We start from the raw sequence: 21,491 nt of genomic DNA, 5'->3' as shown, positions 1-21,491 counted from the left end.
GCGCGCGGGTGCGAAAACGGCAACGCCCGCGCCGGCCGCAATGAAGCGGGCGCGGGCGCGGGCGAGGACGCGGCGAGAACTAGACGGCCGGGGGAGGGGTGACCTTGTCTAGCTGCTCGGTAATCTGCGGCCACAGCTGGCCCATGATGTCGTCCCAGGTGAGGATCCACACGGCGTTGTCCTTATCGGCCTTGCCCACCATGACGAGCTGCTCATTGCGAGCGCGCATGTGGTCCAAGGTCTTTTGCACGGTGGTGGAAGAAGACACGGACAGGGCAGGGCGGGAGAACTCGAGAACCGGGGTTTCTGGTTCTGCCAGCAAGGTATCGCGCACGTGGACCACGCGGGGGACGCGGGAGTCCTTAGGGAAGACCAGCACGCGCATGATGTTCTTGCGTACGACGAGGTCTTGGAGGTCCTCCACGGTGGCGTCGGAAGGCAGGGGCACTACCTCAGAGCCGTGCTCGCGGGCCATGGAGCCCACAGTGGAGTTTTCCAACTCGATGACATCAGAAATCTGGTTGGCAGACTCATCATCCAGAGCACCGGTCTCGCGGGAGTGCTCGACCAAGGTGCGCAGGGTTTCGGCGTCGTATCCGGCCGCACCGGCGCGGTCGACGGGCTCTTCGCCGGCCAGGGACACCATTTTGTTGGCCATGACGTTGATCCACTTCAGCAGCGGGCGGAAGATCCACACGAAGCCACGTGCGGGGACCGCGATGAACTGCAGGGCGGTCTCCGGGTGGGTAATGGCCCAAGACTTCGGCGCCATCTCACCGAGTACGAGGTGGAGGAAGGTGACGATGAAGAGGGCGAGGAGGAAACTGACGACGTCGGCAATGCCCAGCGGCAGGCCCGCGGCCTCCAGCGGCGCCATGAGCAGGTGGTGCACCCAGGGCTTGGTTACAGCACCGAGCACAAAGGTGGCGGCGGTAATGCCCAGCTGCGCGCCGGCGAGCATGATGGTCAGCTCATTGAGCGAGCGCAGGCCGGCGCGGGCGGTGCGGGAGTTTTCCGCATCCTCTTCCAAACGGTTGCGGCGAGCGCCCATCAAGGAGAACTCGATAATCACAAAGAATCCGGAAGCGGCGATGATGAGCAGGGTAACGAGGAGGTTAAACCACCAAGACTCGGTCATTATGCATCCTCCTTCTCATCGTCATCATCGGAGTGGTCGGAGTAATCCTCCACCAGCTCGATGGCAAGGACGGACGGCACGTGGCGGTCCACCTCTTGCACCCGCAGGCGAATGGAGCGAACGGGCGCCTCATCGTGGTCCACCCAGTCATCGGGCTCGGCTTCGAGCTGGATGGTGTGTTCCTCGCCTACCTCAGGCAGCGCACCGGAGTGGGCAATGACGAGGCCGGCGACAGTCTCAAAGTCGCCCTCAGGCAGGTCGTGGCCGATGGCGCGCTCGATCTCATCAATCGGTGTATCGCCGTCGACCAACCAGTGGGATTCGTCCTGCTCGGTGATTTCCTCGGTTTCTTCGATATCGTGCTCGTCGGTGACATCGCCCAAGATTTCCTCGGCCAAGTCCTCCATGGTCACGATGCCCACGAAGCCGCCGTACTCATCGATCACGCACGCCATCTTCTGGTCGCTATCGCGCAGCTCTTCCACCACATCCGGCAGCGGCATCAGCTCAGGGACCACGACGGCCTCCTGCATGATGCTGGTGGCCTTGGTGGCGGCGGGCAGGTCGCTTCCCAGGACGTCGATAAGATGCACCACACCCACCGGGTTGTGGTCGTCATCAATGACGGGGTAGCGCGTGTGGTCGGTAGACATCATCTCGCGGACTTCACCGAGGGTGGTGTCCGGGTCAATGACGTCCACGCGGGAGCGCGGAATCATGGCGTGCTCAACATCGTGTTCGGGGAAGTCCAGCAGGCGGTCGAGCACCATGTAGGTATTTTCATCCAGATCGCCAGCCTCGTGGGAGGAATCCACGATGGATTCCAGGTCATCGGCGGTGGCGGAGGAGTCCACGTCTTCTACCGGTTCGATGCCAAAGACCTTGAGGATGGCATTGGAAGAGTACTCGAAGAAGTGGATGAGCCAGCCGAAAATCCGCAGGTAAAGCTGCGTGGAGGCGGCCAGCCAGCGCGCCGTCTTCATCGGTGCGGCGATGGTGTAGTTCTTGGGGAAGAGCTCCGCAAAAAGCATCGTCGCAATCGTGGAGATGAAAAGTGCCGCGATGGTACCAACGGTGACTGACACCGCGGAGGGAACGCCGACGCCGCCAAGCAACGTACCCAGTCCTTGGCCCACGAGCGGCTCGGCCACATAGCCGATGAGCAGGCCGGTAATCGTAATACCGAGCTGCGCGCCGGAGAGCATGAAGGAGGTCTGCTGGGTAATAGCCAGCGCGCGTTGGGCTGTCTTATCCCCCTCAGCAGCCTGGGTCCGCAGTTGCGTGCGGTCCACGGACATAAAGGAAAATTCTTGGGCCACGAAGTATGCGTTCGCGACGATGATGAGGCCAATGACTACAAAGCCGGCCAGGATCATCAAAATAGCCGATAACATGATTTACTCCCCACCGCCTAGAAGGAGGTAGGGACATCGACTCGGAGGTTCCACTGAGGGTGCCTTTCTACTTGGGAAGATGGAAACATACTACATGCTCAACCCCGCTTTCGGCCATTTTGTTCCCGGCCTATTAGGGTTTTATCCATGACTGAACCCTTCGGGCTGTATATCCACGTTCCTTTCTGTGCCACTCGTTGCGGGTATTGCGATTTCAATACCTATACCCCGGGCGAGCTTGGCAGCCCGCGCGATCTCACTGGGCCCTACCTGGATGCCTTGGACCGCGAGCTGGAATTGGCGGCCGCGCGCGTGGGCCGCCCGGCCGAGACCGTCTTCATTGGCGGAGGCACGCCCTCGCTGCTGGGCGGGCAGGGCCTGAGCCGCATCCTGAACACCGTCCGTTCCACCTTTGGCCTGAAACCTGGGGCGGAGGTCACCACCGAATCCAATCCGGAGTCCACCTCACCGGAGTATTTTGCCCAGCTTGCCGACGCCGGCTATACCCGCATCAGCCTTGGCATGCAGTCCGCATCCCCGGGCGTTCTCCAGGTCCTCGAGCGCGCCCACACACCCGGCCGCGCCTTTGCCGCCGCCCGCGAGGCCCGCGCTGCCGGCTTCGAGCACGTCAACCTGGACATGATCTACGGCACTCCCACCGAAACCGATGACAACGTGCGCGAGACGCTCGACCGAGTGCTAGAGACGGGCGTGGACCACGTCAGTGCTTATTCGCTCATCGTGGAAGACGGCACCCGCATGGCGCGCAAGGTCAATAAAGGTATCCTGCCCGCCCCCGATGAGGACGTGCTGGCACGGCGCTATGAGATGATTTCCTCCACCCTCGAGTCAGAAGGCTTCGAGTGGTACGAGGTCTCCAACTGGTCCAAGCCAGGCGGCGAGTGCGAGCACAACCGCATCTACTGGGTAGACGGCAATTGGTGGGGTGCAGGCCCAGGCGCCCACTCGCACTTGGGTAACGAGCGCTTCTTTAACGTCAAGCACCCCTCGCGCTACATCGACGCCCTCGGCCGCGACGAGCTGCCCATCAAAGAAACCGAAACGCTTACCGACGCCGACCGCCACATGGAGAAAATCATGCTCGGCCTGCGCCTGAGCGAGGGCATCCCGGAGGCCTGGCTCGATGCCCATGCCGCCCCCGCCCTCGAGCGCTTCATCGGCCGCGGCCTGCTCGAGCGTGCCGGCGATCGCGTACGCATCACCAAGCCCGGCCGCCTGCTAGCCGATGGCATCATCACCGATCTCCTCGTCGCCGAAGAAACCTAATCCTCGTTCCCAGACCTTTAGACTTAATTCAGTAGAAACCAAACCAGTTAGTTTTGACTCAGTCGATGGGAAACCTGTTATTCCGCTATTTTCTTGTTAGTCTTTTGATATGGACGATGCACTAAATCCGTATACGCCCGGTTCGGGACTTGCCCCTACAGTCCTCACCGGGCGTGACAGGGATCTACAAGCTTTTGACAACTTGATTAAGCGTGCAGAAAACAATTTGCTTGGCCGCCCGATGTTGCTCATTGGCCTTCGTGGAGTCGGCAAGACGGTCCTTTTGAACCAATTGAAATCACGGGCCGATAAGTGTGACTGGCTCACGGTAAAAGTTGAAGCTTCGCAAGGAGTGCGCGGGGCAGAGAGCGTACGGCGGGCAATTGCCAACGGGCTAGGAAAAGCTTCGCTGCGCTACCGTGCGAAGGCGTTGGTGAAAGAGAGTGCTTTGGCACTGTCGCGGGCGGTTGCATCATTTCACCTTTCCTTGGGGGACGGAGCAATGAACCTAGGAGTGGAGACTAAGGATTTAGCTCCTGTTACCGGAAACTTAGAGCTCGACCTTCAGGATGTCACCTCTGCTGTAGCGGAAACCCTAAAAAGGGATCGAAAGGCCCTTGCTTTCTTTATCGATGAAATGCAAGACCTAGATGAGGAAATGATGGAGGCGTTAATTTCAGCCCAGCATGAAGCAGGCCAAAACCGTCTACCCTTTTATATAATCGGCGCTGGCCTACCGAGCTTGCCCGGAAAAGTTGCTAGGTCGCGCTCCTATGCGGAGCGCATGTTTGAGGTACACACCATTGACCGCCTTGGCCTGCATTCGGCGCGCAAAGCTCTATCTGCACCCGCTGAGCGCCAAGACGTGGAATTCGAAGATGACGCTCTGGATTTTCTTGCGGAGGCAAGTGGACAGTATCCGTACTTTTTACAGGAGTTTGGATCCCAAATTTGGAAGGTAGGCGAAATCTCACCGTTTACCATTGCGGATGCAAGGCAGGCCGCTCGCTTGGGAACAAAGCAACTAGACGCAGGCTTCTTCCAAGCTCGCTGGGATCGAGCTACGCCAGCTGAAAGAGACTATCTCAGTGCCATGGCTGCCTTAGGCGATGGTTCAGCGGAAACAAAAGAAATCGGTGAACGCCTGGGGAAGGATAATAAGGCTCTTGGTCCGGTTCGGGCTAAGCTCATAAACAAAGGTCTCATTTATTCCCCTGAGCACGGTAAAGTCAGGTACACCGTCCCGAATTTCAAAGAATTTATCATTCGCCGAAGCGAATAGGAGCGCCATAGTGTCTACCTCAACCGATGCCCGCCGCAAGGAAGTCCTGCGCGCCATCGTGGCGGACTATATTGCCTCCCAGGAGCCCGTTGGCTCTAAGTCGCTCTTGGAGCGCTACCAATTGGGCGTCTCCTCGGCCACCATCCGCAATGACATGGCCGTGCTCGAATCCCAGGGCCTTATCTCCCAGCAGCACGCCAGCTCCGGCCGCGTGCCCACTCAACAGGGCTACCGCCACTTTGTGGATTCCCTCCACGAGGTCAAGCCGCTGTCGGCCCCGGAGCGCCGCGCGATGCTCAACTTCTTGGAAGATGGCGTCGACTTGGAGGATGTGCTGCGCCGCTCGGTGCAGTTATTGGCGCAGGTGACGAAGCAGGCGGCCGTCGTCCAGCTGCCCAATCTCAAGGTCTCGCGCGTCAAACACTGCGAGGTCGTGGCGCTCTCCCCAGTGCGCCTGCTGCTGGTGCTCATCACCGATAACGGCCGCGTGGACCAGCGCAATGTGGAGCTCGATGAAATCATCGACCAGGACCAGACCTTCCGCCTGCGCGACATCGTCAACAGCGCGCTAGTGGGCAAGACGCTTACCGACGCCTCCGTGGAGCTCGCCCACCTTGTCGACGACGCCCCCTTGGATATCCGACACCACGTACTAAAGGTGGCCACCACGCTCATCGAGACCCTAGTGGAACAGCCCTCCGACCGGCTGATTATGGCCGGCGCCTCCAACCTCACGCGCGTGGCGCGCGAGTTTCCAGAAGGTTTACCCAAGATTATTGAGGCGCTAGAGGAACAGGTCGTCGTCCTCAAGCTGCTCGCCCGCGTGCCGGATCTCGGCAACGTCTCCGTGGTCATCGGCGAGGAAAACGAGGAAGACCAGCTGCGCCAAGCCTCCGTGGTAGCCACGGGCTACGGACTGGGCACCGGCGATGAGGTGGCCACGCTGGGCGGCCTTGGCGTGGTGGGGCCTACCTTTATGGATTACTCGGGAACAATTTCTAAGGTCTCTGCCGTTGCACGGTATGTGAGCGAAATTTTGGCCGGCGAGCAGTGCGAGTAAACTGGCTGGCCGCGCATTATTTTTTCAAGTTAACCCCAACAAGACGAATTAGAAGGAATATCTCTTACAGTGGCTCGTGACTATTACGGCATCCTCGGTGTTGATAAAAACGCAACTGACCAGGAGATTAAAAAGGCCTACCGCAAAATGGCCCGCAAGTATCACCCGGATCTGAACCCGGATGATGACGCTGCCGCGGAAAAGTTCCGCGATGCCGCGCTGGCCCAGGAGGTCCTGCTGGATCCGCAAAAGCGCCAGATCGTGGACATGGGCGGCGACCCCATGGAGCAGGGTGGCGGCGGTGCCGGCGCCGGTGGCTTTGGCGGCTTCGGTGGCGGCGGCCTCGGCGATATCTTCGCCGAGTTCTTCGGCGGCGGTGCCGGCGGTTCCCGCGGCCCGAAGTCCCGCGTCCAGCCGGGCAACGATGCCCTGCTGCGCACCCGCATCACCCTTGAGGAGGCCTACACCGGCCTGAAGAAGAAGGTCACCGTGGATACCGCCGTGCTGTGCGATAGCTGTGGCGGTACCGGCTCCGAGTCCAAGGCCAAGCCGGTTACCTGTGATAACTGCAATGGCATGGGTGAAATCCAGGAGATGCAGCGCAGCTTCTTGGGCAACGTCATGACCACCCGTCCGTGCCCGAAGTGCCAGGGCTTTGGCGAGGTCATTACCGATCCGTGCAACCACTGCGCCGGCGATGGCCGCGTGAAGAAGCGCCGCGATCTCACCGTGAATATCCCGGCCGGCATCAATGATGGCATGCGCATCCGCATGGCCTCCCAGGGCGAGGTCGGCCACGGCGGTGGCCCGGCCGGCGACCTGTACGTTGAGGTCCACACGGAGGAGCACCCCGTCTTCCAGCGCAACGCCGATGACCTGAACCTCACCGTGCGCGTGCCGATGATTGACGCCGCCTTGGGCACCAACTTCACCATCGACCAGCTCAATGGCGAAGAGCTCACCATCGACATCGAGCCGGGCACCCAGCCGGGCGAGTCTATCAAGGTCGATGGCGCCGGCATGCCGCGCCTGCGCACCGATGGCTACGGCAATCTTTTTGCTCACGTGGACGTCGTCGTGCCGAAGGACTTGGACCGCAAGACCCGCGAGTCCCTGGAGAGGATCCGCAACTCCCGCGACGAGGGCGCGCGCGTGCGCACCACCGGCGACGGCCAAGAGGAATCCTTCTTTAGCCGTATCCGCGATAAGTTCCGCCGCTAATGTCGCTGCCCGTCTTCATCCACCCGGACCTTTCCGCCGCGCGCACCGGCGAGGCCTTCAGCTTTTCCGGCCCGGAGGCCCGCCATGCCGTCACGGTCAAGCGCATGGGGGAGGGCGAGCGCCTCGAGCTTATCGACGGCACCGGTACCCGCCTCACCCTCACCATCACCGCTACCTCGGGCAAGGACTCCTTGGAGGGCATGGTCGAATCCATCGACACCGCGCCCGATCCCACCCCCCGGGTGAGCGTGGTACAGGCCATCCCGAAGTCCGAGCGTGCCGAGCTCGCCGTGGATCTTGCCACCCAGGCCGGCGCGGATGAGATTATCGCCTGGCAGGCGGATCGCTGCGTGGCTAAATGGGACGGAAAGAAGGCACCGAAGGCGGTGGCCAAGTGGCAGGCGGCCGCCGATTCCGCGGCCAAGCAATCCCGCCGCGCCCGCATCCCGCAGGTGCGCGGCCCGCTGACCACCCCGCAGCTCGTTCAAGAGCTCACCGGCGACCGCGACGGCGCTTCCTCCAACGCACCCACCGTGCTCGTCCTGCACGAAGAGGCTACCGCCTCCATCAAAGACGTGCCGCTCACAGAGGACGTCGTCCTGCTCGTCGGCCCTGAGGGCGGCATCGGCGACGCCGAGCTCGATCGCCTCAAAGAAGCCGGCGCCACGCCCATCAAGCTCGGCCCAGAAGTGCTGCGTACAGCTAGTGCGGCAATGGTGGCGCTGGCGGCAATCGGCATGCGCACCGAGCGTTGGTAGCAGGCGCTGGTAGCCTAAAGCACGTGCCTATCATCACGAAGAAATGTGAGCTAGATTCCGCCTACGTCAGCAGTGTGCTGGGTAGTGCGGACGATAACCTGCGCGTGCTCAATAACCGCCTGGATGCGGACCTTTTTGCCCGCGGTAATGTCGTCACCGTCACCGGTCCTGATTATGAGGTGGCCCGCGCCGCCAAGATCCTCGATGAGCTCGAGGCCATCGCCCGCCGCGGCCACGCCGTGTCCACCGATACGGTCAAGCACACCATGGACATGGTGGCCGTGGAGGCGCCGCAGTCGGTATCGGCGGCGCTGGCGGCGGACATCGTTAAGCGTCGCGGCAAGGCCGTCCGCCCGAAGACGGTGGGGCAGTCTGAATACGTGCAGGCCATCGACGATAATACGGTGGTCTTTGGTATCGGCCCGGCCGGTTCCGGCAAGACCTACCTGGCGGTGGCCAAGGCCGTGCAGGCCCTGCAGACCAAGCAGGTCTCGCGCATTATCCTTACCCGCCCGGCCGTGGAAGCAGGGGAGAAGCTCGGCTTTTTGCCGGGCACGCTCAATGACAAGATTGACCCGTACCTGCGCCCGCTGTACGACGCCCTGCGGGACATGCTCGACCCGGAGATGATTCCTAAGCTCATGGAAGCCGGCATCATCGAGGTCGCCCCGCTGGCCTATATGCGCGGCCGCACGTTGAACGATGCTTTTGTCATCCTTGATGAGGCCCAAAACACCACGCCTGCGCAGATGAAGATGTTTTTGACCCGCCTAGGCTTTGGGTCCAAGATTGTGGTCACCGGCGATATCTCGCAGGTAGACCTCCCACACGGCCAGGTCTCGGGCCTGCGCATCGTGCGCCGCATCCTGCGAAACGTGGATGATATCCACTTCGCGGACCTGGGTTCCAAGGACGTGGTGCGCCACCAGCTGGTCGGGCGCATCGTCAATGCCTATGAGACCTTTGATAATAAGAAAGCCGCAGAATACGAGGAAATGGAATGAGTATCGAGTTTCTCAATGAATCCGGCTTCGAAGGCGTCAACGAGGAGATGCTGATTGACGTCGCCTCTTATGCCTTCGGCGCGATGGACATCAACCCCGATGCCGAGTGCACCGTCACCTGTGTGGATTTGAAGACCATTGAGGATCTCCACGTGCGCTGGATGGATCTGGAAGGCCCCACCGATGTCATGAGCTTTCCCATGGATGAGCTCACCCCTGGCGCCATCGCCGGTGGCGGCCGCCCCGATGCCGCCGACCCGGGCCCGGCCATGCTGGGCGATATCGTCCTGTGCCCCGAGTTTGCCCTGCGCCAGGCGGAGGCCGCCGGCCACTCCCTAGGCCACGAGCTGGCCCTGCTTACCGTCCATGGTTGCCTGCACCTGCTGGGCTATGACCACTCCACCCCGGCCGAGGAGAAGGAAATGTTTGGCCGCCAAAACGAGCTGCTCGCGGATTGGTACGACGACGCAGCCGAGCGCGGCGTTTCCTATCAGCCCAAGCCTTCTGGCCCGAAGGCTTTTCCTGACGCTGCCGAGCGCGCCAACCTAGACAAGCAGGTTCCCGGCGGCGGAATCCCTGCGGTGGGCGAGCCACAAGATCGCCCCGAGGAATAATTTTTGTCTTTTCCTTGGTGAGCGCGCGGGCAGCGTAGCACAATGGGTAGCTATGACTATCCTTTCCATCCAGTCCCACGTCACCTACGGCCACGTTGGCAACTCCGCGGCCGTCTTTCCCCTGCAGCGCGCCGGCCATGAGGTATGGCCGGTCCACACGGTGAATTTCTCTAACCACACCGGCTACGGCGACTGGGGCGGACCGATGATTCCAGCCAGCGACGTTACCTCCATCATCGATGGCATTGAAAAGCGCGGCGCCTTCCCGCAGATCGACGCCATCCTTTCGGGCTACCAGGGCGGCGCCGACATTGCCGACGCCATCGTGGAAACCGTCCGCCGCATCAAGGCTGCCAACCCCAAGGCCCTCTACGCCTGCGACCCTGTAATGGGCAATGCCAAGTCCGGCTGCTTCGTCTCCGATGAGATCCCGCCGCTTTTGCGCGACCGCGTCGTGCCCGTCGCCGATATCATCACCCCCAACCAGTTTGAGCTGGGCTACCTCACCGATTCCGAGGTCGGCACACTTGATCAGACCCTCGCCGCAGTAAAGAAGGCGCAGGAAATCGGCCCAAAGACCGTGCTGGTGACCTCCGTTAAGCGCCCCGAGACTGCCGACGACCAGATTGAGATGCTTGCCGTCGACGGCGACCGCGCCTTCCTCGTATCCACGCCGCTGCTGCCGTTCAAGCGCAACGGCTCCGGCGACGTAACCGCCGCCCTGTTTACCGGCCACTACACCGAGACCAGCGACGTCAAGGAGTCCCTGCGCCGCACCGCCTCTTCCGTGTATGACCTGCTAGAAAACACCTACGAGGCTGAGACCTCCGAGCTCCAGCTCATCCAGTCCCAGGACGTCTTTGCGCACCCGCGCATGCAATTCAGCGCCGAGGAGCTCTAAACCCTGCGCGGCCCCCGTTCTCGCGCGTGGGATCCCGTTAAATTGGGCCTCCTAAAGTTAGGTCCATTCTGATCGGGCCGATCTGAGGAAAATTACCCCTCAGATCGGCCTTTTCGCCCTCAATTCAGCCTGATCTCTTTCGACTTTTCTTTTCCGCCCCCTTAAGAACCCGTACCTACGCCCACCCAAGGTCTATCGAGTGTCGGCCGAGCTGAGTAGCCTTCCCCTCAGCTCGGCTCTCTTATTTCATCAAAGGCGGCTTACGATGAGTCTCTTATACGAGACTACTTCTCCGGGCTAATAGTGTGACGTACCACTAGTGCGTCGGTAATATGGCTCCCGTCACATCATCTACTTTGCGATAGGAGTCCACTATGTCCAGCACCGGCAGCATTAGCGCATCCCCCGACGGCCTGTTGATGGCCCTCATTCAGTATCCCGTTCCGGTGGTCAATACCCCGGAAGACGTCCAGGCTAGTGTGGACGAAATCTGCCGCATGGTGGGTTCCACCAAGGCCGGCTACCCAGACCTCGACCTTATTGTTTTCCCGGAATATTCTTCCTCCGGTCTCAACACCAAGATTTGGTCCTATGATGAATTCCTCATTGGACTCGATGATCCCAAGGTAGATCAGTTCAAGCAGGCTTGTAAGGAAAATGACGTGTGGGGCGTCTTCTCCATCATGGAACCAAACCATGAGGAAGGAAAGCCGCCATTTAATACCGCCATCATCATCAACTCCGATGGTGAAATTGCGCTGCACTACCGCAAGCTCCAGCCGTGGACTCCTATCGAACCGTGGTACCCGGGCGATCTGGGCATGCCGGTTTGCGACGGCCCGAAGGGCTCCAAGCTTGCCGTGAACATTTGCCACGATGGCATGTTCCCTGAGCTTGCTCGCGAGGCTGCATACAAGGGCGCCAACGTTTATATCCGCATCTCTGGCTACTCCACACAGACCCAGGATCAGTGGATCATGACCAATAAGACGAATGCCTTCCAGAACCTGATGTACACCGCATCCGTAAACTTGGCTGGCTACGACAACACCTTCTACTACTTCGGTGAAGGTAACGTCTGCAATTACGACGGCCACATGATTTCTGAGGGCCACCGCAATCCCGGCGAGATCGTCACCGCCGAAATCTTCCCAGAGTTGGCTGACAAGGCCCGTATCAATTGGGGCCTAGAAAACAACATCTTCAACCTGGGCAACCGCGGATACGTGGGCTACCCCGGCGGCAAGACCGACAACTATCTCACCTGGGTCGAGGACTTGGCTAAGGGCAAGTATAAGCTGCCGTGGGCTGACGACGTCCGCATCAAGGATGGCTGGAAGTACTACCCGGACGGCCCGCAGCTTGGACCGCTGCCGGATGAGTTTAAGTAAGCTTCACTAATTTAGCGGCAAGCCCTGCACCCGTTTCGACGGGCGCAGGGCTTTGGCGTTGTCCAGCGTGCGGTCTTTCCCGCTAATACTCGTAGCCTTCTACCGCACCAGTATCGGCATCGGCTGGCGTATCTAACACTGCGTCGGACTCTGGCGTGTATCCAGCATCTACGTCGCCATAGTCATTCAACGAATCTGAATCTGAAGGCGGAAGGCCTCCATTGCACAGCTCGGCCCATTCTTCGGGGTACTTATATCGTCCGTCTAGACTGCCGCACACTCCTTCTGCGCGTGCAGATCGGCGATGAGCGGGAGTATCGCATAGCTCTGTGGGCCTTTGCGTGCCGTCGGAAAATGTACCGATGATGGTCAAATTTCCCGGATCGCAATACAGCAGCTCCGGCTCGGCAGCCGCGGTTTGAGGCTGGGTCTCCGGCTCAGGAGCGGCGCTTTTTGCAGGTTCTTCCGCCATGCTCTCTTCGCTGCTGATGGTAGCGGCAGAAGAGGCCGTACTTGAAGAACTGGTGGCGGATGAAGAAGAGGTAGCCGAAGAACTAGTACTCGTCTCGGCGGGTGACTCGGAATTAGGCGAGGAGCATGCGGAAAGGATGAGAGTAAGGGCAGCGCCCAAAAGTAGGGCAGGGGATTTGCGGGGCATGAGGAGCCTTTCGGAGAGTGAGCGCGGTATGCGCTGGAGAGAAGAGGTTTCTCCATAGATTAGTCCTATGCCGCTTCACCGGTGCGAATTGGCCGCGAACTAATCGGAGATCTTGACTCTGTGGGCTATTATTGCGGGTAATGAGTTCTGATTTTGATGCACAGTTTGATGCGGCATTCGAGGGTCTTCCGGAAGACCCCGATGATGCCGTGCCGGAAGGCGCCGAGAATGCGGCAGCCCCGCTTGATTATTCGCAGTACACCGATACCCCGGAGGGTTTCCGCTCGGGCTTCGTGTCCTTCGTTGGCCGCCCGAATACCGGCAAGTCCACACTGACCAATGCCCTAGTAGGCCAGAAGATTGCGATTACGGCCGACCAGCCGGAGACCACCCGCCACACTATCCGTGGTTTGGTACACCGCGAAGACGCTCAAGTTATCGTCGTGGATACGCCGGGCCTGCACCGCCCGCGCACCCTGTTGGGCGAGCGCCTCAACGAGGTAGTCAAGGATACCTACGCTGATGTGGACGTTATTGGCCTGACCATCCCGGCCGATGAAAAAATTGGCCCTGGTGACCGCTGGATCCTGGAAAACGTGCGCAGCATCGCCCCAAAGACCCCGATCATCGGCATCGTCACCAAGCTGGATAAGGCCAGCAAAGACCAGGTTGGCGCCCAGCTTCTGGCCCTGCACGAACTGCTTACCCAGGAAGATCCTAATGCGGTAGTCATCCCGGTCTCCTCCAAGGAGGGCGTGCAGCTTGATGAGCTGGTGCAGGTCATCGTGGACCACCTGCCAGAAGGCCCGAAGTTCTACCCGGATGATCACATCACCGATGAGGGCCAGGAAAAGCGCATCGAGGAACTCATTCGTGAAGCCGCCTTGTCCGGCTTGAAGGCGGAGCTGCCGCACTCGGTGGCGGTGCAGGTCGATGAGATGCTTCCGTCGCGCACCCGCGAGGGCGTGTTGGATATCCACGCCATTTTGTACCTGGAGCGCCCCGGCCAAAAGCGCATTATCGAGGGTAAGGATGGCCTGCGCTTCCGCCGCATTGTGGGCAATGCCCGCAAGGAGATCATCGAGCTGCTCGGCCACAATGTGTACCTGGATCTGCGAATCAAGGTGCTGAAGAATTGGCAGTCTGACCCGAAGTCGCTGGGTAGGCTCGGGTTCTAAACCGCTATGCGCGAGAACTATCGTGACCGCGCAGTGGTCATCCGCACCTACGACTTTGGTGAGGCCGATCGCGTCATAGTCCTGCTTACCCGCGATCATGGCCTCGTGCGCGCGGTGGCCAAGGGCGTGCGCCGTGCCAAGTCGCGCTTTGGGTCGCGCCTGCAGCTCTTCGTCAACCTTGATGTGCAGCTGTATGTGGGCAAGAACCTGGCCACCATCTCCCAGGCGGATACGGTCGACTATTTTGGCGCGCGCCTCATTGAGGACTATGAGCGCTACACGGCCGCGTGCGCGGTGCTGGAATCGGCCGAGCGCCTTGCGTTTGCCGACGCCGCCCATGACCCCTACCTCTACGAATCCGTCACCGCGACCTTGGAGCAGCTCCAGACCGCAGACCCCACCATGACGTTGGATGCGTTCTTGCTGCAAGCGATGGCGCATGCCGGTTGGGCGCCGAGCCTTTTCAACTGCGCCCAGTGCAACCGGCCGGGCCCGCACCATGCCTTCCACCCAGCGGTAGGCGGCGCGGCGTGTCACGAATGCCGTCCGCCAGGTGCTGCGGAGGTAGACCCGGAAACCCTGCACCACCTGTGGCTTTTGGCGCATAATCACCCGACGAATCCGACGAATGCGCAAAAGCAGGAGGGGCATCGCCTAGCGCGGGCGCACCTGCAGTGGCACATGGAGCGCAATGTTTCCGCATTGCAGGTTATGGAGCAGTAGAATATAGCCCGTGATTACGCCAGACCCGAACCGCACTTTGACCCCGCCGAATATCCCGGATGAGTTCATGCCGCGCCATATTGCGCTGGTCATGGACGGCAACGGCCGCTGGGCCCAGGAGAAAGGCATGAAGCGCACCGAGGGGCATAGGCGCGGAGAAGCCGTGCTTCTTGACGTCGTCGATGCCTGCCTTGCCGCCGGCGTTCCCTACCTTTCGGCCTATGCCTTCTCCACGGAGAATTGGCGCCGCAGCCCGGAGGAGGTCCGCTTCCTTATGGGCTTTAACCGCGACGTGCTGCGCCGCCAGCGCGAATGGCTCAACGAGCGCGGCGTGCGGGTGGTGTGGGCCGGCCGCCGCCCGCGCCTGTGGCGCTCGGTTATTAAGGAGCTCGAGGCCGCCCAGGAGCTGACCAAGGACAATACCAAGATGACTTTGGCCATGTGCGTTAATTACGGCGGTAGGGCAGAACTGGTGGATGGCTTTAGGGACATCGCCAAGCAGGTTGCCGCCGGCGAGCTCAATCCGCGCGATATTAAGGAAGAAACCATCGCGCAGCATCTTTATGACCCGAGCATGCCGGACGTGGATCTCTTCCTGCGCCCGTCTGGTGAGAAGCGCACCTCTAACTTCCTGCTCTGGCAGTCCGCCTACGCGGAGATGATTTACCAGGACAAGCTCTTCCCGGACTTCACTCCGGAGGATCTCTTCGCTGCCATCGAGGAGTACGCGCGGCGCGACCGCCGCTTCGGTGGCGTGAAGAAGTAGCGCAAAAAGAAAAACCTCAGCCGCCGGAAACTGGAGGCTGAGGTGAGGGGGAGTGGCTGCGCGCGAGGGCGTGCGGCCGTTTAGGCGGAGGCGGCGCAGTCGCTGCAGATGCCAAAGACCTCGGCATCGTGGCCGGTGAGCTCGAAGCCATAGTCCTTCGCTACGGAGGTGGCCCACTTTTCAATCGGGCCGCCGTCGATCTCCTCGGTGCGGCCACACTTGGTGCATACCAAGTGGTGGTGATGGGCGTCGGTCTCGCAGTGGCGGTAGAGGGTTTCGCCATTGGGCATGTGGAGCGCGTCCACTGCATCGATATCGGTCAGGGACTGCAGGGTGCGGTACACGGTGGTCAGGCCCACCTTCTCCTCGCGCTCTTGAAGCTCGTGGTAGATCTCCTTAGCGGAGGAGAATTTCTCCATTTCCCGGAGCACCTCGACGACTGCGGTGCGCTGTTTGGTATTGCGCGCGCCTAGTTTGGGAATACTGTCGTGTAAAGCCATGACCGCAATATTATCAGTGCTTTTTCAATAACTGCACAGTCAGGCGGCTTTTTATGCAGGAGGGGAGGGGCTAGGAGGCGATCTTGGCGGCGTCGGCAAGCAGGTCCAAAACCCGCGGCGCAATGAGCGAGTAGGTTACCTCGCGGCCGCTGCGCTCGGAGTCCACGATGCCTGCCTGCTTGAGCACGCGCAGGTGCTGGCTGATAAGGGGCTGGGACTTGCCGGTGGCCTTGACCAGCTCATGGACAAAGTGATCGCGCTCGGCCAAGCGGGAGATGATTGCGATGCGTAGGGGCGAATCAAGGGCAGCGATAACGCCGGCAGCCGCAGAAGTATTTGGGGCCTTGTAAGTGGTCGTCATAGGGAATGTCACCTTCAATTAAATACCTATTACCTGTCGGTTACCCTTATATTACCCGATACTTGCAATACGTTGTATTTATTTCAGATTAAATTCATGCCCCAATCCCACCGCCGGGAAGCGCTTCGGGTTAGACTGAACGAGATTGTCAAGACTGTCCCCTACCAGAGGAGTCCGAAAACTAATGGCATCCGTCATCGATACCGTTGTAAACCTGTGTAAGCGCCGCGGCTTGGTCTACCAGGCAGGTGAAATTTACGGCGGTTCCCGCTCCGCGTGGGACTACGGCCCTCTTGGTGTAGAGCTCAAGGAAAACATCAAGCGCCAGTGGTGGCGCCACATGGTGCAGTCCCGCGCAGACGTCGTGGGCGTAGATACCTCCGTCATCCAGCCGCGTCAGGTCTGGGTATCCTCCGGTCACGTCGAGGTCTTTTCTGACCCGCTGGTGGAATCCCGCCACACCGGCAAGCGCTACCGCGCCGACCACCTGATTGAGGCCTACGAGGAAAAGCACGGCCACGAGCCGGAAAACGGCCTGGCAGACATCAATGACCCAGAAACCGGCCAGCCGGGCGACTGGACCGAACCGAAGGCCTTCTCCGGCCTGCTCAAGACCTTCCTCGGACCGGTGGACGATGAGCAGGGCCTGCACTACCTGCGCCCGGAGACCGCACAGGGCATCTTCGTCAACTTCAAGAACGTGATGACCTCCTCGCGCATGAAGCCGCCGTTTGGCATCGCGAACATCGGCAAGTCCTTCCGTAACGAGATCACCCCGGGCAACTTCATCTTCCGCACCCGCGAGTTTGAGCAGATGGAAATGGAGTTCTTCGTCAAGCCGGGCGAGGACGAAGAGTGGCACCAGTACTGGATTGATGACCGCTATAACTGGTACGTGGACCTAGGCATCAAGGAAGAAAACCTGCGCCTGTACGAGCACCCGAAGGAAAAGCTCTCCCACTACTCCAAGCGCACCGTGGACGTGGAGTACGCCTTTGGTTTCAAGGGCTCCAAGTGGGGCGAGCTGGAAGGCGTGGCCAACCGCACGGACTATGACCTGTCCGTTCACGCCAAGGGCTCGGGCGAGGATCTGTCCTACTATGACCAGGCCAACGAGGAGCGCTGGATCCCGTACGTTATCGAGCCGGCCGCCGGCCTGGGCCGTTCCATGATGGCCTTCCTGGTGGATGCCTACGACGAGGAAGAGGCTCCCAACGCCAAGGGCGGCACCGATAAGCGCGTGGTCCTGCGCCTGGACCGCCGCCTGGCACCGATCAAGGTGGCCGTCCTGCCGCTGTCCAAGAAGGAAGAGCTTTCCGAGCCGGCCCGCAAGCTGGCCGATAAGCTGCGCGCACACTGGAACGTGGACTTTGACGTCTCCGGTGCCATCGGCCGCCGCTACCGCCGCCAGGATGAGATCGGCACCCCGTTCTGCGTCACCTTCGACTTCGACACCCTCGAGGACGATGCCGTGACCGTGCGCGAGCGCGACACCATGGAGCAGGAGCGCGTGAAGCTCGATGACCTCGAGGCTTACCTCGCCGCCCGCCTGATTGGGTGCTAGTAATGCATTACACCAGCTGGGATCGCTCCGACCGCGCAAAGCCCGTGCTCTTGGCCGAGGAAGGCCCGGAGCAGCTGGGCGTATTCTCGGAGCATTCCGCGGAGGTGGACGGCCACTTCTGGCGTACCGAGGTCAGTGACCTTGGCGCCTCTGCCACACTTGCCGACGGCTCCATTTACCGCCTCGCCGGCCGCCCCGGCCGCGACAAGCGCCTAGAGGCATCGCTCAACGGCCGTACCTTCACCTTCATCAACGAAAACAGCGGCGACTGGATCATCGATGACGTCGATGACGAAAAGGTAGGGCAGTTTACCGCCCGCAATTCCGGCGTGCGCAAGGCCATCCTTGAATTCGAGCACGATGCCGAGGGCCTGACCAGCGCGGAAATCGCCGGCCTGAGCTGGTTTACCCGCGTCATCCTGGATGCCAATACCCAGGGCAAAGCCTGGGCGTGGATCATCGCCTTGGTCCTGGCATCCATCGTCGCCCTCGTCGCACTATTCGTCCTCTAATGCCTATCCAGTGGACCTGGCGCGCGGGCGCTCTCACCAACGCCGAGGGGCACGAGCTTGCCTCCGTGCGCGACGGTGTGCTTGCCACCACGGCCGGCGAGCGCCTCACCTTAGAATCCTCGCTGGATTCTTCCTCCCCGCGGTTCTTCCTGCGCGCGCAGACCGCCGCGGGCGAGGACTTCTCGGTCACCCAGGCCGGGATTACCGTCACCCGCCTGCGCGCGACCTGCGCCGACCGCGAGTACCTTCTCGAGCGCCGCAACCCCTTCCGCCGCGAGCGCCGCATCGTGGCCCGCGGCACAGGCGCCGAGGTTGCCAGCACCGCGCCGGCCGGCGATGGCCTCCGCGTGAGCGTGGGCGAGCTGCCGGAGCTCGACGCCATATTCTTGAGCTACGCCTGCGCGCTTCTCGACGCCACCCCGCGCACCCTGCGCACCTAGCCCGTCACCTGCGGAGTAGGGGAGCCGGGCCGGTGGTGCGCCGATTCGGCGGGTGCTAGAAGGAACCGCCGCGGAAGCCGCCTCCACCGCCACCGCCGAAGCCGCCGCCGCCAAAGCTTCCTCCGCCGAAGCCGCCGCCCCCGAATCCACCGCCGAACCCGCGGCCGCCGCTGAGCATTTGGCCAAGAACCATACCGGTCACGACATTGCCGGCGGCATTGCCCATCTGTTGGCGCTGCTGGCGGCGACGGTGCTCGTCCATGTCATCCTTGGCGCGCTGTAGCGCCGCCTGGGCGGCGGCCACCGCCTCGCGGGAGGACTGCAGCGCGGCGCGGATATCGCTGCGCTCGGTGTGGAGGGCTTGGGCGTGGAGGCGTTTGGCGTCGGCAAACGCGGTGCGCGCACCCGAGCCGATGATGCGACCGCGGGAGGAAATGAGGTCTTCTGCGGCCTGGATATTGGATTCCGCTACGGAAATCTGCTGGCGGAAGAGGTCTAGCTGGCGCGCGTGCGTGGAGGTCTTCTCGCGCACGCGGTCGAGCGCCTCATCCAGCTCGGTATCGATGGAGGTCAGCGCGGTGTGCTGGCCCAGCGGGTCCTGCTGGCCGTGGGCCTTGGCGTCGTTCACCGCGGTGCCGGCGCGGCCGAGCAGATCCTCGAGCTTGTCCCAATCCGCGGTGGTTCCCTGGGCCTTTCCTTGGCGCTCGAGCTCGCGGGCCTCGTTGATCTCGCCCTCGACCTCGGCGATAAGCGCCTCGAGGTTGCCACGGGCGGTGGCGATATTTTCCTCGGCGTTCTCCACGCCGGAAATGAGGCGATCCGTCATCTCGCAGGCGTGCTCGATATCGCGAATCAGACCGACCAGCGGACCCTGCTGGCCGGCCGGCTGGGCCTGGACCCCGCGGGCCTTGTCGAGCAGTTTTTCGGCCTCATCGAGGGAAGCGGCGGCAAGCTCGGGGTTATCGGCAATGGAGGAGAGCACGTGCTCGTCATAGTTGGACTTCAAGCCGGCCAGCGTGGACTCGGCCTCCGGCAGGCGGGCGCGCAGGCCCACGGTGCGCTGGGTGAGCTCGTCCAGCTTTTCATCGGAGTGGATGAGCAAGTCGCGCATCTTGGCAAACTCCTCGGCCTGCGCGTCGAGGGCGTCATCGGCCTGGCCGCAGGAGGAGACGATTTCTACCAGCATTTGGCGGCGCTCGGCCGGGGACTCCGGCACGGCATCATCCAGGCGCTGGCGCAGGTGGAAGGCCTTTTGCAGGGTAGAAGTGGAGTGGTTCATGGCCTTGGTAAACGGGCGTACGCGCTCTGGGCCGAACTCGGAGAGCGCGATATTGAGCTCCTCCTTGCCGCGGCGGATGGACTCATCGGTAGAGACCAGCTCCTCCTGCGCCAGCTGGTCCAAGGTCTCCAGTGGCAGGCGGCCCAGCTGATCGGTATCGCCCGGGCCAATTTCGCGGGCCGACTCCAGCGTCTGCGCATTATTCTTCTTGGTAGTGCGGCGGGAGTAGTACATGATTCCGCCACCGGCGGCGACGATGGCGGCCGCGCCACCGCCCAGCCACGCTAGGCCAGAGGAATCGGAGGCGGAGTTGCTGGAGGAGTTGCCTAGGGCGGCGTCGGCAAGCGCGAGGGCCGAAGCACCGTATTCATCGCTGGCGAGCTTGTCATAGGCGGCGTCATACATCTGGTCGAGTCGGCCCTTGGGCCAATCCTTGCCGGTCTGCACGCCCATCTTGCGGTCATTGATGGATAGCGCATAGACCGCGGAATTAGGCCCCTTGTCCTTGACCGTCGCTGCGGCAAAGGTTTCTGGATCCGTACCCAACTCATCAGTGATGTAGACAAATAGCGTTAAGTGCTCCTCTTTTTGCAGCTGGCCGATCTTCTCCCTGAGCTCGGCCTTTTCTTGCGTGCTTAATACGCCGGCTTCATCGGTGACCTTCTCCGTGAGGGTCGCCGTACCGGCGCCCTGCGCCACCGTGGTGGTCTCGGCGGCAAAGGCAGACCCCGCACCGATAGAGGTGCAGCCCAAAATGAAAGCGGCAATGGCCGCGCGGCCCAAACGTGCACTCAAATTCATGCCCACCACTTTACCGGCTCCCCCTAGCTTTCCGGCAGGTAGTGTAGTGGGGCAGTGAAGTACGCAATTGTTTTAGGAACCGCCCAATACGATGGCCGCCCCTCCCGGATCTTGGCCGGCCGCCTGCGCCACGCTGGTGAGCTCGCCACCGCCGAAGGACTGGAGGTCATTACCGTGGGCGGCAAGCTGCCCGGGGATAGGTTTACTGAGGCCGGTGTTGGCCGCAGCTACCTGCGCGAGCACTTCCCGCACCTGACCGTGCACGCGGTGGAAGAGGGGATGGATACCCGCAGCTCCCTGTGCGCGGTCAAGGAAGCCTTCGCGCTTTCCGACGCCACCATCATCACCGATCCCCTCCACCGCCTGCGCACCGCACTCATCGCCCGCCAAGAGGGCATCACGGCCACCGTCTCCGGCACGCCGTACTACCCGGCCGCGCGCTTTTCCGCCCCTTGGTGGCGCTACCTCGCCCACGAAACCGGTGGCGTGGCCTACGCGCTGGTGGCCGGCCTGTTACCGCCGCGCGGCGCCGCGGCGCTGCGCAATGGTTTCTACCGCGTGGAACAAGTGCTGCGGCCCAATCAAAAGCTGCGGCATCAGACGATTCAGCAGGAAGACGACCGCGCTTAAGCCACGTTGCTCACCCACAAGGCCTGTTG

General features: G+C 61.6%; 22 protein-coding genes. 16 read left to right on the top strand and 6 right to left on the bottom strand.

Going from position 1 to position 21,491, the window contains the following annotated elements; translation table 11 throughout:
• Positions 1-79: 79 nt before the first annotated feature.
• Complete coding sequence (locus tag BJ985_RS05375) at positions 80-1,138, bottom strand: CNNM domain-containing protein (protein ID WP_179386835.1); 1,059 nt, start codon at positions 1,136-1,138, stop codon at positions 80-82.
• Positions 1,138-2,532: a hemolysin family protein gene (locus tag BJ985_RS05370; RefSeq protein WP_179386834.1), complete on the bottom strand. Its 1,395-nt coding sequence runs from the start codon at positions 2,530-2,532 to the stop codon at positions 1,138-1,140. The genes BJ985_RS05375 and BJ985_RS05370 overlap by 1 nt, the downstream gene beginning before the upstream one ends.
• Before the next feature lie 147 nt (positions 2,533-2,679).
• Between BJ985_RS05370 and hemW the strand changes: the two genes are divergently transcribed.
• From hemW to BJ985_RS05325, 9 genes are all read left to right on the top strand, one after another.
• Positions 2,680-3,819: a radical SAM family heme chaperone HemW gene (gene hemW / locus BJ985_RS05365; protein ID WP_179386833.1), complete on the top strand. Its 1,140-nt coding sequence runs from the start codon at positions 2,680-2,682 to the stop codon at positions 3,817-3,819.
• Between the two features lie 109 nt (positions 3,820-3,928).
• Positions 3,929-5,101 carry an ATP-binding protein gene (locus tag BJ985_RS05360; RefSeq protein ID WP_086589206.1) on the top strand — a complete coding sequence of 391 codons (1,173 nt, stop codon included), beginning with the start codon at positions 3,929-3,931 and terminating at the stop codon, positions 5,099-5,101.
• A 10-nt stretch (positions 5,102-5,111) separates the two neighbouring features.
• Positions 5,112-6,161: a heat-inducible transcriptional repressor HrcA gene (gene hrcA, locus BJ985_RS05355; RefSeq protein WP_179386832.1), complete on the top strand. Its 1,050-nt coding sequence runs from the start codon at positions 5,112-5,114 to the stop codon at positions 6,159-6,161.
• 69 nt (positions 6,162-6,230) lie between these two features.
• On the top strand, positions 6,231-7,382 hold the full coding sequence (gene dnaJ / locus BJ985_RS05350) for a molecular chaperone DnaJ (RefSeq protein WP_179386831.1): 1,152 nt from the start codon (positions 6,231-6,233) through the stop codon (positions 7,380-7,382).
• Complete coding sequence (locus BJ985_RS05345) at positions 7,382-8,140, top strand: 16S rRNA (uracil(1498)-N(3))-methyltransferase (protein WP_179386830.1); 759 nt, start codon at positions 7,382-7,384, stop codon at positions 8,138-8,140. Before dnaJ ends, BJ985_RS05345 begins: the two co-directional genes overlap by 1 nt.
• A gap of 23 nt (positions 8,141-8,163) precedes the next feature.
• Entirely contained in the window at positions 8,164-9,144 is a 981-nt protein-coding gene (locus BJ985_RS05340; protein WP_040425220.1) for a PhoH family protein, read from the top strand.
• The gene (gene ybeY / locus BJ985_RS05335; RefSeq protein WP_005324205.1) at positions 9,141-9,758 is read left to right on the top strand and encodes an rRNA maturation RNase YbeY; all 618 of its coding nucleotides are present in this window, start codon (positions 9,141-9,143) and stop codon (positions 9,756-9,758) included. Before BJ985_RS05340 ends, ybeY begins: the two co-directional genes overlap by 4 nt.
• 52 nt (positions 9,759-9,810) lie before the next feature.
• Positions 9,811-10,659 (top strand): pyridoxal kinase PdxY, encoded by an 849-nt coding sequence (pdxY, locus tag BJ985_RS05330; RefSeq protein ID WP_005324206.1) that lies wholly within the window; start codon positions 9,811-9,813, stop codon positions 10,657-10,659.
• A 374-nt stretch (positions 10,660-11,033) separates the two neighbouring features.
• Positions 11,034-12,050, top strand: coding sequence for a formamidase (locus BJ985_RS05325; protein ID WP_005326447.1), 1,017 nt, complete (start codon positions 11,034-11,036; stop codon positions 12,048-12,050).
• Between the two features lie 82 nt (positions 12,051-12,132).
• Here the strand turns inward: BJ985_RS05325 and BJ985_RS05320 are convergent, their stop codons facing one another.
• Positions 12,133-12,522 carry a hypothetical protein gene (locus BJ985_RS05320; RefSeq protein ID WP_005324208.1) on the bottom strand — a complete coding sequence of 130 codons (390 nt, stop codon included), beginning with the start codon at positions 12,520-12,522 and terminating at the stop codon, positions 12,133-12,135.
• A 326-nt stretch (positions 12,523-12,848) separates the two neighbouring features.
• On the opposite strand from BJ985_RS05320, the gene era reads away from it, so the two are divergent.
• From era to BJ985_RS05305, 3 genes are read left to right on the top strand one after another with little or no spacing between them, the layout of a single operon-like run.
• Positions 12,849-13,886 carry a GTPase Era gene (gene era / locus BJ985_RS05315; protein WP_005324210.1) on the top strand — a complete coding sequence of 346 codons (1,038 nt, stop codon included), beginning with the start codon at positions 12,849-12,851 and terminating at the stop codon, positions 13,884-13,886.
• Positions 13,887-13,892: 6 nt separating this feature from the next.
• Complete coding sequence (gene recO, locus BJ985_RS05310; protein ID WP_179386829.1) at positions 13,893-14,609, top strand: DNA repair protein RecO; 717 nt, start codon at positions 13,893-13,895, stop codon at positions 14,607-14,609.
• A 10-nt stretch (positions 14,610-14,619) separates the two neighbouring features.
• The gene (locus BJ985_RS05305) at positions 14,620-15,375 is read left to right on the top strand and encodes an isoprenyl transferase (protein WP_005326452.1); all 756 of its coding nucleotides are present in this window, start codon (positions 14,620-14,622) and stop codon (positions 15,373-15,375) included.
• An 80-nt stretch (positions 15,376-15,455) separates the two neighbouring features.
• On the opposite strand, the gene BJ985_RS05300 is transcribed toward BJ985_RS05305, so the two are convergent.
• Both BJ985_RS05300 and BJ985_RS05295 read right to left on the bottom strand, forming a co-directional pair.
• The gene (locus tag BJ985_RS05300) at positions 15,456-15,875 is read right to left on the bottom strand and encodes a Fur family transcriptional regulator (RefSeq protein ID WP_049378544.1); all 420 of its coding nucleotides are present in this window, start codon (positions 15,873-15,875) and stop codon (positions 15,456-15,458) included.
• A 70-nt stretch (positions 15,876-15,945) separates the two neighbouring features.
• Positions 15,946-16,236 carry an ArsR/SmtB family transcription factor gene (locus BJ985_RS05295; protein ID WP_005324221.1) on the bottom strand — a complete coding sequence of 97 codons (291 nt, stop codon included), beginning with the start codon at positions 16,234-16,236 and terminating at the stop codon, positions 15,946-15,948.
• Positions 16,237-16,420: 184 nt separating this feature from the next.
• On the opposite strand from BJ985_RS05295, the gene BJ985_RS05290 reads away from it, so the two are divergent.
• The 3 genes from BJ985_RS05290 to BJ985_RS05280 are packed head-to-tail and all read left to right on the top strand — an operon-like array spanning position 16,421 to position 18,752.
• Positions 16,421-17,800 (top strand): glycine--tRNA ligase, encoded by a 1,380-nt coding sequence (locus BJ985_RS05290; protein WP_005324222.1) that lies wholly within the window; start codon positions 16,421-16,423, stop codon positions 17,798-17,800.
• Positions 17,801-17,802: 2 nt separating this feature from the next.
• Positions 17,803-18,312 (top strand): hypothetical protein, encoded by a 510-nt coding sequence (locus tag BJ985_RS05285; RefSeq protein ID WP_179386828.1) that lies wholly within the window; start codon positions 17,803-17,805, stop codon positions 18,310-18,312.
• Positions 18,312-18,752 (top strand): hypothetical protein, encoded by a 441-nt coding sequence (locus BJ985_RS05280; protein WP_179386827.1) that lies wholly within the window; start codon positions 18,312-18,314, stop codon positions 18,750-18,752. The genes BJ985_RS05285 and BJ985_RS05280 overlap by 1 nt, the downstream gene beginning before the upstream one ends.
• A 55-nt stretch (positions 18,753-18,807) precedes the next feature.
• Here BJ985_RS05280 and BJ985_RS05275 read toward each other — a convergent pair whose 3' ends face one another.
• Complete coding sequence (locus BJ985_RS05275) at positions 18,808-20,832, bottom strand: TPM domain-containing protein (protein WP_179386826.1); 2,025 nt, start codon at positions 20,830-20,832, stop codon at positions 18,808-18,810.
• A 54-nt stretch (positions 20,833-20,886) separates the two neighbouring features.
• On the opposite strand from BJ985_RS05275, the gene BJ985_RS05270 reads away from it, so the two are divergent.
• Positions 20,887-21,462, top strand: a complete 576-nt coding sequence (locus BJ985_RS05270) for a YdcF family protein (RefSeq protein ID WP_179386825.1) — start codon at positions 20,887-20,889, stop codon at positions 21,460-21,462.
• The last annotated feature ends 29 nt before the right edge of the window (positions 21,463-21,491 follow it).

It is taken from the genome of Corynebacterium tuberculostearicum, from assembly GCF_013408445.1.
In the GTDB taxonomy this organism is placed as follows: domain Bacteria; phylum Actinomycetota; class Actinomycetes; order Mycobacteriales; family Mycobacteriaceae; genus Corynebacterium; species Corynebacterium tuberculostearicum.
The sequence above is the reverse complement of the archived record's forward strand: the minus strand, read 5'-3'. Positions and strand labels throughout refer to the sequence as shown.